We start from the raw sequence: 13,034 nt of genomic DNA on the forward strand, positions 1-13,034 counted from the left end.
CAGGTGGAGGGCCGGTCGGCTTCTGGACCGCGGGTGGGCCTGCGGTACGCTGAGCGAGGTGCCTGTGCACCCCCGTAGTTCGAGAGGACCCAGATGAAGTTCACGCGTCTCGCGCCCGCCGTCGCCGCTGTCGCCGCCGTCGGTCTCCTGGCTGGTTGCAGCCCCACCGCCGGCACCGCGCTGGTCGTGGACGGCAACCGGTACACGGAGAGCGAAGTCACCCAGATCGTCGACGGTTGCGCCGAGGCGCTGCAGGTTTCGCCGGACCAGCTGCGTCGCCAGGGTGTCGTCGGCACGCTGCTGCTGGGCGGCCTGTTCGACTCCTTCGGTGCTGAGATATCCGAGGAGGACCTCCGCGCCGCAGGTGCGCAGAGCGCGCAGGGTTCGGAGCAGCTCTTCTCGGTGGAGGACTGCAAGCCCCTGGCCCTCGCCAACGTCAAGACCACCATGCTCGGCCAGCTCGAGCCGCAGTTCATCGAGGAGGCCGCCAACAACCTCGACGTGCAGCTCAACCCCCGCTACGGCAAGTGGGAGCCCTGGACGCAGCAGCTGCTCAACACTTCGGGCTCGCTGTCGGAACCGGTCGTCGCGCCCCGGTGACCTCAGAGCTGGAGCGACTGCGCCAGGTGATGGCGGAACTACGGGTGAAATGCCCGTGGGACGCCGAACAGACCCACCGCTCGCTGCTCAACCACCTCATCGAAGAGGCCTGTGAGGTGGTGGACGCGGTTGAGGCCGGGTCAGACACCGAACTGGTCGAGGAGCTCGGCGACCTCCTCCTGCAGGTGTACTTCCACGCCCAGATCGCCACGGACGAGGGCCGCTTCACGCTCGACGACGTGGCCCGGGGCATCTCGGACAAGCTCATCAGCCGCCACCCCCACGTGTTCGGCGATGCGGAGATCCCGCAGGACATGTGGCAGAACTGGGAGGAACGCAAGCGTGCCGAGAAGGGCCGCACCTCCGCCCTCGACGGTATCGCCGAATCGTTGAGCGTGATCGGCCGGGCCCACAAAGTGGTCTCGCGGACACGTTCGCACGCAGTGGATATCGAACTGCCTTCCGAACCCATCGACGAGGCCACCGTAGGGCGGGAGATCCTCGCGCTCATCGCGCGGGCCCAGGCCAACGGGATCGACGCGGACGCCGCTGCCCGGCAGGCGCTCCGCAGCCTCGAAGCCCAGATCCGGGCCACTGAACCCACCACCCATCAATAGGGCCTGAATCCCGGCTGCCCCGGCGCGGGAGACCGCACCGGTTACAGCTAGGCTTGGGCCCGAGAGACGACTCTTTGAAAGGGACCTTAAATGGCATCCATCGAATTCATCCAGGCACGCGAGATTCTCGACTCCCGCGGCAACCCGACGATCGAGGTCGAGGTCGAGCTCGAGTCGGGCGCGCAGGGTCGCGCCGCTGTCCCGTCGGGTGCCTCCACCGGCGCCTTCGAAGCCGTTGAGCTTCGCGACGGCGACAAGGGCCGCTACGGCGGCAAGGGCGTCCTCACGGCCGTGAAGAACGCCACCGAGGTCATCGGCGAGGAGATCCTCGGCCTCGACGCCACGGAGCAGCGCATCGTCGACATGGCGATGCTGGAGCTCGACGGCACGGACAACAAGGCCAAGCTGGGTGCCAACGCCATCCTCGGCGTCTCCCTCGCCGTGGCGCACGCCGCCGCTGAGGAATCCGGCCTGCCGCTGTACAAGTACGTCGGTGGCCCCAACGCCCACATCCTCCCCGTTCCCATGATGAACATCCTCAACGGTGGGTCGCACGCAGACTCCAACGTCGACATCCAGGAGTTCATGATCGCCCCGATCGGCGCCGAGTCGTTCGCGGAGGCCGTCGAAATGGGCGCCGCCGTCTACCACTCGCTCAAGGCTGTCCTCAAGGAGCGCGGGCTCAACACCGGCCTCGGCGACGAGGGTGGCTTCGCGCCCAACCTCGATTCCAACCGCGCCGCGCTCGACCTGATCGTCGACGCCATCCGCAAGGCCGGCTTCGAGCCCGGTTCCGACATCGCGCTCGCGCTCGACGTGGCCGCCTCGGAGTTCTTCGAGGACGGTTCGTACGTCTTCGAGGGTGAGAAGAAGACCGCCGAGCAGATGGTCGACTACTACGCCGAACTCGTCGACGCCTACCCGATGGTCTCCATCGAGGATCCGCTGAACGAAGAGGACTGGGACGGCTGGAAGCTCATGACCGAGCGTCTGGGCAGCAAGGTCCAGCTCGTCGGCGACGACCTGTTCGTCACCAACGTCACCCGCCTCCAGCGCGGCATCGACACCGACACCGCCAACGCGCTGCTGGTGAAGGTCAACCAGATCGGCTCGCTGTCGGAGACCATCGACGCTGTGGACCTAGCCCACCGCAACGGCTTCCGCACCATGATGTCGCACCGTTCCGGTGAGACCGAGGACACCACCATCGCAGACCTCGCCGTCGCGCTGGGCTGTGGCCAGATCAAGTCCGGCGCCCCGGCCCGTACGGACCGCGTCGCCAAGTACAACCAGCTGCTGCGCATCGAGGAAGACCTCGACGAGGCTGCTGTGTACGCCGGTCGCTCGGCGTTCCCCCGCTTCCAGGGCTGATCACCTGAAGTGACACCGGGGTCCCCGGAGTAGCGCTGCTACTCCGGGGCCCCTTGTCTTTAGGGGCACACGCGAGTCGATTCCGGCGCCCGCAAGGACATACGGCAGACTGGGCGGGTGGCTCAATCACCCCGATCCAGGCAGGCCAATCCCGGCCCCGGCCGCGGCACCCCGCGGTCACGCACGTCGGCGCGCCCGGGTGAACGGAGCCGCAAACCGCACGTCGAGCCGCTTCCTGAGCAGGAGGTGTCGAGGGCGATGAGCGCACGGCCCGCAGCGCAACCGCGCGCCAGCCGGGCCATGACCGCCACCTGGCGGCTCGCCGTCCTCCTCGTCGTCATCGCCGGGATCGGCCTGGTGCTCGCCCATTCGCTGCGCGTCTACTTCGCGCAGGCGCAGGAACTGGCCGCCGTCCGGGCGGAGATCGCCGCGGAGCGCGACAGGATCGCCGACATGGAGGACCAGTTGGAGCGCTGGGAAGATCCCGAGTACGTTCGCTCCATCGCGCGGGTCCGGCTGGGCTGGGTGATGCCCGGCGAGGTGGGCTATCGCGTCATCGACGCCGACGGCAACCCACTCGAAGGGGCCACCATGACGGAGCAGGAACCCGAATTGCAGGGTGAGTGGTACGAGAAGATGTGGACGTCCGTGAAGCTCACGGACACCCCGGCGGAGGAGGAGTAGGCATGAGCGGGCCGACGCAGGAAGACCTCGCCGTCGTCGAGGCGCAACTCGGACGCGAGCCCCGCGGCGTCGCCGAGGTGGCGTGGCGCTGCCCCTGCGGCAAGCCGGGCGTCGTCAAGACGGAACCGCGGCTGCCCAACGGCACGCCGTTCCCCACCACCTACTACCTCACCTGCCCACGGGCCACGTCGGCCACCTCCACTCTCGAGGCCTCCGGGCTGATGGCGGAGATGACTGAGCGGCTGGCGGCCGACGAGGAACTCGCCGCCGCCTACCGGCGAGCGCATGAGTCCTACCTCGCAGACCGGGAGGCGCTGGGTCACGTCGAGGAGATCGAGGGAATCAGCGCCGGCGGCATGCCCACCCGCGTGAAGTGCCTACACGTGCTCGTCGGGCACTCGTTGGCCAAGGGCCCGGGCGTCAACCCGCTCGGCGACGAGGCAGTGGCGGCGCTCGGCGACTTCTGGTGCGCCCCCTGCCTGGAGGGCGAATGACGACCGTCGCCGCGGTGGACTGCGGCACCAACTCCATCCGGCTGCTGATCCTCCGGAGGGGAGCCGACGGCGCGCTCACCGAACTCGCCCGCGAGGTTCGGCTCGCGAGGCTCGGCCAGGGCGTCGACGCCACGGGGGAGTTCCACCCCGATGCGCTCCAGCGCGCCAACCGGATCTTCGAGGAGTTCGCCGCGATCATCACCGGCGCCGGGGCTGACCGCGTCCGTTTCGTGGCCACCTCCGCCGCGCGTGACGTGAGCAACCGTGCGGTGTTCGAGGCGAACGTGCGCGACAGACTGGGCGTGGAGGTGGACGTCATCTCCGGCTCCGAGGAGGCGCAGCTCTCCACGTTGGGCGTCCTCAGCGGCGTGACTGTGCCGACCCCGTCGTTGGTGTTCGACATCGGCGGCGGCTCGACGGAACTGATCGTGGTGGGGGAGGGGCCGGCGATCCTGTCCGCCATCAGCCTCAACATCGGCGCGGTGCGCGTGAAGGAGCGATTCCTGCCCGGCGACCCGCCGTCGGAGCAGGAGATCCGGGCGGCGCGGACGTTCATCGGGGAGCAACTCGGCGGCGCAGGCGTGGATTTCGGGTCGCTCGCGGCGGCCGTGGGTGTCGCCGGTACGGTGACCAGCTTCGCGGCGGCGAAGCTCGGGCTGGAGACCTACCACCGCGAGGCGGTGCACGAAACGGTCCTGGCCCGGGGCGACATCGAAGCCACCCTCAACCACTGGCTCACTCAGCCGGCCGCAGTGACGGCCGAGGAACCCTGCATGCACCCGCTGCGCGCAGCGGTGATCGGCGCGGGCGGACTGATCCTCGACGAAATCTCCAGCCGCGTCCCCGGCGGGAGCGTGTTGGTGAGCGAGACCGACATCCTCGACGGCATCGCGCTGGGCCTGTTGGAGCAGTGATGCTGCCCACCCTCCCCATCGTGCAGGCGCCCATGGCGGGTGTGCAGGGGAGTGCCCTGGCCTTGGCGGTCGGACGCACCGGTGCGCTGGGCTCCCTGCCCGCAGCCATGCTGAGCGACGACGCGCTGACCGCCGAACTGAGCGTACTGGCTGGCGCCGACGTGCCCTACAGCGTCAACTTCTTCGCCCACCACGCGCCCCAGCCGGATCCGGTCCGGGAGGACGCCTGGCTCGCGGCGCTCGCCCCGTACCGTGAGGAGTACGGGGTGGCCGAGACCGGCGGCGGCGCTCCCCGCCGCCCGTTCGACGCGCACATCTGCAGCGCCATCGAGCCGTTCGCGCCGCCCATCGTGAGTTTCCACTTCGGCCTGCCCGAGGAGGGCCTGTTGCGCCGGGTGAAGGCGTGGGGTGCGGTGGTCATGAGCACCGCGACCACCGTCGAGGAGGCCCGCTGGCTCGTGGAACACGGGGCGGACGCGGTGATCGCCCAGGGCATCGAGGCAGGCGGGCACCGGGGCAACTTCCTGTCGGATGACCTGTCGCTGCAGCAGCCAACGCTGGATCTGGTGCGCGCGGTTCGGGGTTCGGTCACCTGCCCGGTGATCGCGGCCGGCGGCATCACGACGGCCGCCGACGTGCAGGCGGCGCTCGCAGCCGGCGCGGTGTCCGTCCAGGTGGGGACCGCGTTCCTGCTGGCCGACGAATCCACCACGTCGCCTATGCACCGCGATGCGGTCCTGCGTCCGCACGACACCGTCGTCACCACGGCGCTGACCGGCCGGCCGGCGCGCGGGATCCCCAACCGGCTGGTGCTGGAATTGGGCGCATTCCCTGAGTCCGTTCCCCCGTTCCCGTTGGCGGCCGGGCCACTCGCCCCGCTGCGCGCAGCAGCAGAGGCGCAGGGCCGCACGGACTTCACGCCCCTGTGGTGCGGGATGAACACCGACGGTGTGCACGCTGCTCCTGCCGCGGCGATCGTCGAGTCGCTGCTCGGCTGACGGTATGGAGAGAGCCGGTGTGCGGAAGGATCCGCACACCGGCTCTCTTGCGTTGGGGGTTACTCCGCCGGGGTGGTGGTGCCCTGGAGCGCGCCGTTCTTGCCGGCCATCCGGTCGAGCACGGCCGTCAGGTCGTAGCCGGTGGTGTCCTTGACCATCTGCATGGTCTGCATGACGTTCTCCGTGACCTGGCGGGGCAGCACCGAGGCGCCGTCGGTGGACACGACGGTGAGCTTGTCGATGTTGCCCAGCGGGGCGGCCACCTTCTCGGCCATCTGGGGCAGCACCTCGATCAGCATCTGCAGGACGGCGGCCTCGTTGTAGTGCGCGAACGCCTCGGCACGCTTGTTCATCGCCTCGGCCTCAGCCTGGCCGACGGCCAGCACCGCGGCGGCCTTCGCCTCGCCTTCAGCGCGGACGGCGTCGGCCTCGGCCACTCGGCGGGACTTCTCGCCGACACCGGTGAGGCGCTGACGCTCCGCTTCGGCCTCTGCCTGGGCGATGGCCGCGGCCTTCTGGGCCTCGGCCTGGAAGATGGCGGCGTTGCGCTGTGCCTCGGCCGCGGTCTCGACGCGGTACCGCTCGGCATCTGCCGGGCGACGCACCTCGGTGTCCAGTTGGCGTTCCTTCAGCGCGGCCTGCGCGACGGCGACCTTCTCCTGCTCGAGGAGGACCGCCTGGTCACGGTCTGCCTGGGCGAGGGGGCCGGCGGACGCGGCGGTGGCCCTGGCGGCGTCGGTCTCCGACTGGATCTCGGCCTTCTTCAGCACGAGTGCCCGCTGGGAGATGGCGATCTCCTGCTCAGCGGCGATCTGCGCCTGCTCCGCTTCGCGTCGGGCTTCGGCTTCCGCGACGGCGGCGAGGCGGCCGAGCTTGGCCGACTCCGGGCGTCCGAGGTCTGACAGGTAGCTGCCGTCGTCGGAGATGTCCTGGATCTGGAAGGTGTCGAGCACGAGACCCTGGCCGGTCAGCGACGACTCGGACTCATCGGTGACCCGCTGCGCGAACGCGGCGCGGTCACGGATGATCTGCTCCACGGTCAGCGAGCCGACGATCGAACGGAGCGAGCCCGCGAGGGTCTCCTGGGTGAAGGTCTCGATCTCGTCCTGCTGGCCGAGGAAGCGCTGTGCGGAGGCCCGGATCGAATCCTCGTTGCCGCCCACCTTGACGATCGCGACACCGTCGACGTTGAGCTTGATGCCCTGACCGGAGACGGCGTTGCGGATGGTGATCATGATGCGGCGCGACGACAGGTCGAGCGTGTGCAGGCGCTGGATGAACGGGACGACGAACACGCCACCGCCCATGACGACCTTCTGGCCGCTCAGGTCCGTCGACACGAGGCCGGTCTCCGGATTGCGGACCTCCCTGCCCTTGCGGCCGGTGATGATGAAGGCCTCGTTCGGCTTGGCCACCTTGTACCTGCTGGCGATCAGCAGGCCGATCAGCACGAGAAGGATGATGAGGCCGAGGATTGCGGTGACTACGGGACTTAAGCCGGGCATGGATGCCTTTCGTTCGGTCTTGGCTGCAGGCTAGGGAGTGAGTTCGCCGGGGGCGGAGGTGGGCGTGACTTCCACGGCGGTGGGGGAGAGGATGGCCGAGACCCACACTTCATCGCCGGCCGCGACGGGGAACTCGGACTTGGCGGCGATCTTGCGCACCTGCCCGCCCACGCTGATGTGGATCTCGCCGTACCCGCCCTGGGGGATGGCCGTGATGACGCGGCCTGAATAGCCGATCATCGAATCAGACCGGAAGCTGGCCGCATCCTCGCCGCTCTTCAGCGCACGGGTCAGCCGCATGGCGCCCCAGGCGGCCAGCGCGCCGATCACCAGGCCGGTGACGACGGCGAACACCATGGTGTCGATGAGGGCCAGGCCCAGCGCACCGCCGAATCCGAACGCACCGATGAAGGCCGAGATGGAGGAGACGGAGAAGAGGTCGCCGCCGAGGACGTCGAGGTCGAACAGGCCGTCGATCACGTCACCGACGAGCAGGGAAAGCAGGACCAATGCGATACCGACGCCTCCGATGATCAGAAACGCGGTCAAAGCGGGCCCCTCCCCTTGTGCGAACCCCCAGTCTATCGGGCGGGCAGGTCTCCGTCGGGGGCCGTGGGTCTTTCGCTCATCGTCGCTAGACTTTGGCGTGGCCCTCGTAGCCCAATTGGCAGAGGCAGGCGGCTTAAACCCGCTTCAGTACGGGTTCGAGTCCCGTCGGGGGCACTAGTCGTCGGTTTCGTCTCCCAGGAGCGTGACGACCTCGCCGAACTTCGGCGCCACGGCGACCCACCCCAGCTCGTCGGAGATCCGGTCCGCGAACAGTGCCGCCACCTGGGGCTCACCGTGCGTGACGAACACCTCTTCCGGTTCCTTGTCCAGGGCCTTCAGCCAGTCGAGCAGGTCCGAGGCGTCGCCGTGCACGGAGAACTCGCGGTCGCGCACGATCTCGGCGTTCACCCGCACGTACCTTCCGTTGATCTTCACCTGGCGGGCGCCGTCCTCCAGCGCGCGACCGCGGGTGCCCTCGGCCTGGAAGCCCGTGAGCACGACGGTGTTGCGGGCGTCCGGCAGCAGGCGCTGCAGGTGGTAGAGCACCCGGCCGCCCTCGGCCATGCCCGAGCTGGAGATGATGATCATCGGGTCGGTGCGCTTGTTGAGTTCCTTCGAGTCGCGTGAGCCTCGCGCGGCGGTGAGGTCAAGGTCGGTGAAATCGGCGACCGTCACGTCCTCGCGCAGTTCGTCCAGCGACGTGTCGCTGTAGACAGCGAGTGCGCGCAACGACATGGGGCCGTCGACGACGACCGGTACCTCGGGGATGCGGCCCTCGCGGCGCATCTGCACCAGCGCGTGCAGCACCGTCTCCGTCCGGTCGATCGCGAAGGCCGGCACCACCACCTGGCCGCCCCGCTCGATGGTGCGGCGGATGGCGGCGGCGAAGTCTTCGTGCGCGACGTCGGGTTCGGGGTGCTCACGGTCGCCGTAGGTGGATTCGACCAGCACGATGTCGGCGCCGGGGGGAGTGGCGCGGTCCTTGAGGATGGGGTGGTCGTGGCGGCCGAGGTCGCCGGAGAACAGCACCGAGCGGTTGCCGAACTCCACGTGGATCGACGCGGAACCGAGGATGTGCCCGGCACGGGTCCAGCGCGCCCAGATGCCGTCGATGTCGACGTTCGTGTCGAACTCCACCGGCCGGAACAGCGGGAGGGTCCTCTCCACGTCCTCAGTCGTGTAGATCGCTTCGGGGTTCTCGTGTTTGGACCAGCCGCCGCGCACCGCGTCGGTGACCGACTGTTCCTGGAGTTTGCCGGAATCACGCAGCACGATCTCGGCCAGGCGGATGGTGGCCTCGGTGGCCCAGATCGGTCCGCGGAAACCGTGCTTGACCAGAGCGGGCAGGTACGCGGCATGGTCGGTGTGGGCGTGCGTGAGCAGCACGTCGGAGATGGTGGAGGGGTCGACGGGGAACTCGTCGCGGTTCTTCAACCGCCACTGCTTGTCGCCCTGGAACATGCCCGCGTCGACCAGGATGCGCCGGTCGTCGAGGGTGATGAGGTACTTGGAGCCGGTTACGGTGCCGGCCGCGCCGAGGAACGTGAGGGTCGCCTTCTGCGGGGTGCTCATGATCCGATCGTGGCAGGTATCGGGCGCACCTGGGCGTCCGGCGTGGAAACCCACGGGGCGGGTGGGGAGACCACGTACCATGGAGAGCGACGATCCCGTAGGGGACCACGACAAGAAAGAGAATCACATGGCTAACCCGATCATCGGCAGGCCCGACTCGTTCACGAAGAATCAGGGCACGCAGCAGCGCGGCTACACCGGCTACGGACAGCCCCAGGGATATGCGCAGCCGCAGAGCCAACCCCAGGGCCAGTGGCAGGGCTACCTGCCCCCGCAGCAGCAGTTCGAGCAGAACCAGTTCCACCAGCCACAGCAGACAGATCCGCGCGTCGGCGGCGTGATGACGCTGGACGACGTGCTCGCCAAGACCGCCATCACGCTCGGCACCGTGGCCATCGTCGCCGTCGCGACGTTCATCCTGCTGCCCATGAGCCTGATGCTGCCCGCCGTCATCGGTTCGGGCATCGTGGGCCTGGTCACCATCCTGTTCGTGGCCGGCCGCCGCAAGCTCCCCGTCGGCGGTGTGCTGTTCTACGCCGCGGTCGAGGGCATCTTCGTGGGTGCGTTCTCGAAGTTCTTCGAGTACCTGTATCCGGGCATCGTGGTGCAGGCCGTGCTGGCCACCTTCGTCACCGCGGCCGCCACTCTGGCGGCGTACAAGTTCTTCAACATCCGCGTCACCCCGAAGTTCCGCAAGATGGTCTCCATCGGCACGGTCGCCCTGCTGGGCGTCCTGCTCGTCAACTTCGGCCTCGCGCTGTTCGGCGTCGACACCGCCATCCGCGGCATCGGTTCCGGCGCCGGCTGGCTGGCGATCGGGATCTCCATCCTGGCCGTCGTGCTGGCCGTGCTGAACCTCGTGACGGACTTCGACTCCGTCGAACGCGGTATCGCTGCCCAGGCGCCCGCTCAGGAATCGTGGCGCGCGGCTCTCGGCATCACGGTCACCATGGTGTGGCTGTACGTCGAGCTCCTGCGCATCATGAGCTACTTCAGGGACTGACGGAGGACAGCTTGCGGGCGTACTGACTCAGTAGCGTCCGCGAGCTGTTCGTCCAGTGCAACGAGCGCCACGCGCGCGTAGGCACCCAGCCGGCCTTCATGGTCGATCCACCGATGTCGTGGACGACCGGCTCGCTGGGTGCTTTGCATGTCGCCCCGTAGACGACCCTCAGGGCGTGGAAGTCCTCGAGCCGCCCGCTCATGGAGCGGCCCACCCAGTGCTCGGATTCGAGCGTCAGGACCCGGTCGATGACGATCTCCTGGCCGGTCTCCTCGAAGACCTCGCGTAGCACGGCCTCCGACGGCGACTCTCCCGGGTCGACGCCGCCCCCAGGGAGCGACCACGTACCCGGCGCGGGGGTGGCCGGGGAATTCACCGTGCCGAGGATGCCGCGCTCCGACAGCACGAGCGCATAGGCACCGATGCGCTGGTACCGCGCAGGGGTCTCCGACGGCGAGTTGACGTAGACGGTGTGCCGCTCAACCGGGCGGTGGTCCGACTCGTGCACCTCACGGACCAGCCAGGTGAAGACGATGTCGCCGTCCTGGATGGCGGCGGCGAGCGGCCGCAGGGGTACATAGCCGTGATCGAACATCGTCACGCGGGGATGTGCGCCGTGCTCCACCGGGAAGTCGGCCACGGGCGCCCGCAGGGGACTGGTGACACCGATGACGCGCATTGCGACAGTCTAGTAGGCCGCCCATTCGCCGGCCTTTGCCGCCGCAGCCCCGCTGAGCTGGAATGGGGTTATTGTTTTGGCTACGCATTTCCGGGGCGGCCGGGAAGCGGTTCCGACGGAGGCTGGTCATGGATTATCGCTCTGGCACCGACATCAGTGGCTCCCGTGTGCGGAGGCGCGGCGGCGGCGTGGGCGGCGGACGCCGCGGTGGGCCCATCGCGGTGGGCGGCATCGGCGGCCTCGTCCTCCTGGTGCTGACTCTGCTCTTCGGCGGGAACATCGGCGATGTCCTCGGCGGTGGCGGCGGGGTCGCGCCGCAGGGTGAGGGCCAGGAACAGAGCCAATGCCGCACCGCGGCAGACATCGAACAGGACCGCGACTGCCGCTGGGACGCCTACGACGTCGCGTTGGAGCGGCACTGGTCCAGCGCGTTCGAATCAGGCTTCGAGCCCATCTCGGCACTCAACCTCTACAGCGGCCAGATCGCCACGGCGTGCGGCACCGGCTCGTCGCAGATGGGGCCTTTCTACTGCCCCGGCGACAAGGCCATCTATATCGACGACGAGTTCATGGGCAGCCTGCTCGAGCAGTTGGGCACCACCCGCAGCGACGCCGCTGAGTTGTACATCGTCGGCCACGAGTACGGGCACCACATCTCGAACCTCACAGGCGACATGGAGAAGGCCCGCGCCGGCGGCAACGACACCGGCCCGCGTTCGGGTGCGGTGCGGCTGGAACTGCAGGCAGACTGCTACGCCGGCGTCTTCTTCAAGAACACGACGCAGGACCCGGAGTCGCCGATCGAGGCCGTGACCCAGGACGACCTGAACCGCATCGTCGACGCCGCCCGGGCCGTCGGTGACGACCACATCCAGCAGCAGCAGGGCGGCCGGGTGGTCCCGGAGAGCTGGACGCACGGCTCGTCGAAGATGCGCCAGTACTGGGTGGCCAAGGGTTTCGAGAGCGGAGACCCGGCAACCTGCGACACCTTCAGCACCGACGACCTCGGCGAGTAACGTCGGTCGGGTGGCCTCAGCCCTCGATCAGCCTGGTCATGTCGCGGCCCTCGAGGTCCGTGTAGTGGACCTCGCCGCCGCAGCCCACCCGGACGACGGCGCCGCTGCGCTCGGTGCTGCGGTCGATCTGAACGTCGCACTGCTGGGCCGGGTCGGTCTGGAACTGGGCGATCACCTTCGCCAACGTGGCCGGGTCGATCTGCTGCGGGTCGAACGTGCCCACAGCGGGCGTCTCCCCGCGCCGCGTCTCGAAGACGGGCAGCCCCGCCAACCGGCTCCTGTTCAGGATGACGCCCGGCTCATCCGGCAGGTCGGCCCAGTAGCCGCGCGTGTCGTTGAAGCCGACGGCGAAGGCCTCGGTTGCGTCGCCGACGACCTCACCCAGGCCGGCGGTCAGATCCGCGACGCTCGTGTAACCCAGTTGGGCGACGGCGGTGCCGTCGGCCCTGAAGAACACCGTCGTCGATTCGGGGCGCGAGGTGATGGTCATCAGCACCTGCCCCTCGCGGTACTCCACGATCTGCAGGACGAGTTCGCCCCGCACCCCGCGGAGGTCGGCGATGTCGAACATGCGCGCCACCGACTGCAGGGGGAAATCCGCCGGGTCGAACGTCGCCTGTTCGAGGTACTGGATGTCGGAATCAACCGCAGTGATCTCGTCCTCGGTCCAGCGGTAACTGACCACCGAGCGGTCCGGGCGCAGCGCGGTCAGGGTGGCCTGGTCCCGGGTGATGTCCAGTTTCAGCACGGGCAGGCCGGCGGCCACCGCATGCAGTGCGTCGACGACGAGGTCCGCGTTGTCCACCAGCGGGCCGTCGATGGGGAACCGCTGGGGGAGTTCAGGCTCGGGAACGGGGGAGGAGCTCGGTTCGGCGCCCGTGACCGACGGCGACAACGAGCTGGGCGGGGATGCGGAGGTGGGCCCCAGGCCTGGCGACAACGGCGTGCATCCGGCGAGGACGACGGCAGCTCCGAGCGCGCCGACCGTCCATTTCCTCACCCGCACAGTGTAGGCACCCCTGGGAGCAGGTC

General features: G+C 68.8%; 14 protein-coding genes and 1 tRNA gene. 10 read left to right on the plus strand and 5 right to left on the minus strand.

Annotated features, from left to right (window positions below):
• Positions 1-93 precede the first annotated feature (93 nt).
• The 7 genes from ACZK4S_RS04260 to ACZK4S_RS04290 all read left to right on the plus strand — a co-directional run bounded on the left by ACZK4S_RS04260 (position 94) and on the right by ACZK4S_RS04290 (position 5,678).
• A complete protein-coding gene (locus ACZK4S_RS04260; RefSeq protein WP_463643473.1) occupies positions 94-600 on the plus strand; it encodes a hypothetical protein in 507 nt (168 codons plus the stop codon).
• A 29-nt stretch (positions 601-629) separates the two neighbouring features.
• Complete coding sequence (locus tag ACZK4S_RS04265) at positions 630-1,217, plus strand: nucleoside triphosphate pyrophosphohydrolase (RefSeq protein WP_076060194.1); 588 nt, start codon at positions 630-632, stop codon at positions 1,215-1,217.
• Between the two features lie 90 nt (positions 1,218-1,307).
• On the plus strand, positions 1,308-2,588 hold the full coding sequence (gene eno / locus ACZK4S_RS04270; protein WP_076059980.1) for a phosphopyruvate hydratase: 1,281 nt from the start codon (positions 1,308-1,310) through the stop codon (positions 2,586-2,588).
• A gap of 258 nt (positions 2,589-2,846) precedes the next feature.
• A complete protein-coding gene (locus ACZK4S_RS04275) occupies positions 2,847-3,272 on the plus strand; it encodes an FtsB family cell division protein (RefSeq protein ID WP_076059978.1) in 426 nt (141 codons plus the stop codon).
• 2 nt (positions 3,273-3,274) lie between these two features.
• A complete protein-coding gene (locus ACZK4S_RS04280) occupies positions 3,275-3,766 on the plus strand; it encodes a DUF501 domain-containing protein (RefSeq protein ID WP_076059976.1) in 492 nt (163 codons plus the stop codon).
• Positions 3,763-4,680, plus strand: a complete 918-nt coding sequence (locus tag ACZK4S_RS04285; RefSeq protein WP_076059973.1) for a Ppx/GppA phosphatase family protein — start codon at positions 3,763-3,765, stop codon at positions 4,678-4,680. Before ACZK4S_RS04280 ends, ACZK4S_RS04285 begins: the two co-directional genes overlap by 4 nt.
• Positions 4,680-5,678, plus strand: a complete 999-nt coding sequence (locus ACZK4S_RS04290) for an NAD(P)H-dependent flavin oxidoreductase (protein WP_463643474.1) — start codon at positions 4,680-4,682, stop codon at positions 5,676-5,678. The genes ACZK4S_RS04285 and ACZK4S_RS04290 overlap by 1 nt, the downstream gene beginning before the upstream one ends.
• 59 nt (positions 5,679-5,737) lie before the next feature.
• On the opposite strand, the gene ACZK4S_RS04295 is transcribed toward ACZK4S_RS04290, so the two are convergent.
• Together ACZK4S_RS04295 and ACZK4S_RS04300 are read right to left on the minus strand one after the other, a co-directional pair.
• Positions 5,738-7,183, minus strand: coding sequence for a flotillin family protein (locus tag ACZK4S_RS04295; protein ID WP_463643475.1), 1,446 nt, complete (start codon positions 7,181-7,183; stop codon positions 5,738-5,740).
• A gap of 30 nt (positions 7,184-7,213) precedes the next feature.
• Positions 7,214-7,732 carry an NfeD C-terminal domain-containing protein gene (locus tag ACZK4S_RS04300; RefSeq protein WP_076059968.1) on the minus strand — a complete coding sequence of 173 codons (519 nt, stop codon included), beginning with the start codon at positions 7,730-7,732 and terminating at the stop codon, positions 7,214-7,216.
• A 100-nt stretch (positions 7,733-7,832) separates the two neighbouring features.
• Between ACZK4S_RS04300 and ACZK4S_RS04305 the strand changes: the two genes are divergently transcribed.
• Positions 7,833-7,906, plus strand: a tRNA-Leu gene (locus tag ACZK4S_RS04305).
• On the opposite strand, the gene ACZK4S_RS04310 is transcribed toward ACZK4S_RS04305, so the two are convergent.
• Positions 7,907-9,304: an MBL fold metallo-hydrolase RNA specificity domain-containing protein gene (locus ACZK4S_RS04310; protein WP_463643476.1), complete on the minus strand. Its 1,398-nt coding sequence runs from the start codon at positions 9,302-9,304 to the stop codon at positions 7,907-7,909.
• A gap of 127 nt (positions 9,305-9,431) precedes the next feature.
• Here ACZK4S_RS04310 and ACZK4S_RS04315 point away from each other — a divergent pair, with 127 nt between their 5' ends.
• The gene (locus tag ACZK4S_RS04315; RefSeq protein ID WP_076059963.1) at positions 9,432-10,307 is read left to right on the plus strand and encodes a Bax inhibitor-1/YccA family protein; all 876 of its coding nucleotides are present in this window, start codon (positions 9,432-9,434) and stop codon (positions 10,305-10,307) included.
• On the opposite strand, the gene ACZK4S_RS04320 is transcribed toward ACZK4S_RS04315, so the two are convergent.
• Positions 10,297-10,986, minus strand: coding sequence for an NUDIX hydrolase (locus tag ACZK4S_RS04320; protein ID WP_076059961.1), 690 nt, complete (start codon positions 10,984-10,986; stop codon positions 10,297-10,299). The genes ACZK4S_RS04315 and ACZK4S_RS04320 overlap by 11 nt on opposite strands.
• Positions 10,987-11,114: 128 nt before the next feature.
• On the opposite strand from ACZK4S_RS04320, the gene ypfJ reads away from it, so the two are divergent.
• The gene (gene ypfJ / locus ACZK4S_RS04325) at positions 11,115-12,002 is read left to right on the plus strand and encodes a KPN_02809 family neutral zinc metallopeptidase (protein WP_076059958.1); all 888 of its coding nucleotides are present in this window, start codon (positions 11,115-11,117) and stop codon (positions 12,000-12,002) included.
• A 16-nt stretch (positions 12,003-12,018) separates the two neighbouring features.
• Here the strand turns inward: ypfJ and ACZK4S_RS04330 are convergent, their stop codons facing one another.
• The gene (locus ACZK4S_RS04330; protein WP_076059956.1) at positions 12,019-13,002 is read right to left on the minus strand and encodes a hypothetical protein; all 984 of its coding nucleotides are present in this window, start codon (positions 13,000-13,002) and stop codon (positions 12,019-12,021) included.
• Between the last annotated feature and the right edge of the window lie 32 nt (positions 13,003-13,034).

The sequence above is a fragment of the Tessaracoccus zhenghani genome, assembly GCF_055326325.1.

Coding starts and splice junctions, on each gene's coding strand:
- ACZK4S_RS04260 (WP_463643473.1), top strand. CDS start 94: ATGAAGTTCACGCGTCTCGCGCCCGCCGTCGCCGCTGTCGCCGCCGTC.
- ACZK4S_RS04265 (WP_076060194.1), top strand. CDS start 630: ATGGCGGAACTACGGGTGAAATGCCCGTGGGACGCCGAACAGACCCAC.
- eno (WP_076059980.1), top strand. CDS start 1,308: ATGGCATCCATCGAATTCATCCAGGCACGCGAGATTCTCGACTCCCGC.
- ACZK4S_RS04275 (WP_076059978.1), top strand. CDS start 2,847: ATGAGCGCACGGCCCGCAGCGCAACCGCGCGCCAGCCGGGCCATGACC.
- ACZK4S_RS04280 (WP_076059976.1), top strand. CDS start 3,275: ATGAGCGGGCCGACGCAGGAAGACCTCGCCGTCGTCGAGGCGCAACTC.
- ACZK4S_RS04285 (WP_076059973.1), top strand. CDS start 3,763: ATGACGACCGTCGCCGCGGTGGACTGCGGCACCAACTCCATCCGGCTG.
- ACZK4S_RS04290 (WP_463643474.1), top strand. CDS start 4,680: ATGCTGCCCACCCTCCCCATCGTGCAGGCGCCCATGGCGGGTGTGCAG.
- ACZK4S_RS04295 (WP_463643475.1), bottom strand. CDS start 7,183: ATGCCCGGCTTAAGTCCCGTAGTCACCGCAATCCTCGGCCTCATCATC.
- ACZK4S_RS04310 (WP_463643476.1), bottom strand. CDS start 9,304: ATGAGCACCCCGCAGAAGGCGACCCTCACGTTCCTCGGCGCGGCCGGC.
- ACZK4S_RS04315 (WP_076059963.1), top strand. CDS start 9,432: ATGGCTAACCCGATCATCGGCAGGCCCGACTCGTTCACGAAGAATCAG.
- ACZK4S_RS04320 (WP_076059961.1), bottom strand. CDS start 10,986: ATGCGCGTCATCGGTGTCACCAGTCCCCTGCGGGCGCCCGTGGCCGAC.
- ypfJ (WP_076059958.1), top strand. CDS start 11,115: ATGGATTATCGCTCTGGCACCGACATCAGTGGCTCCCGTGTGCGGAGG.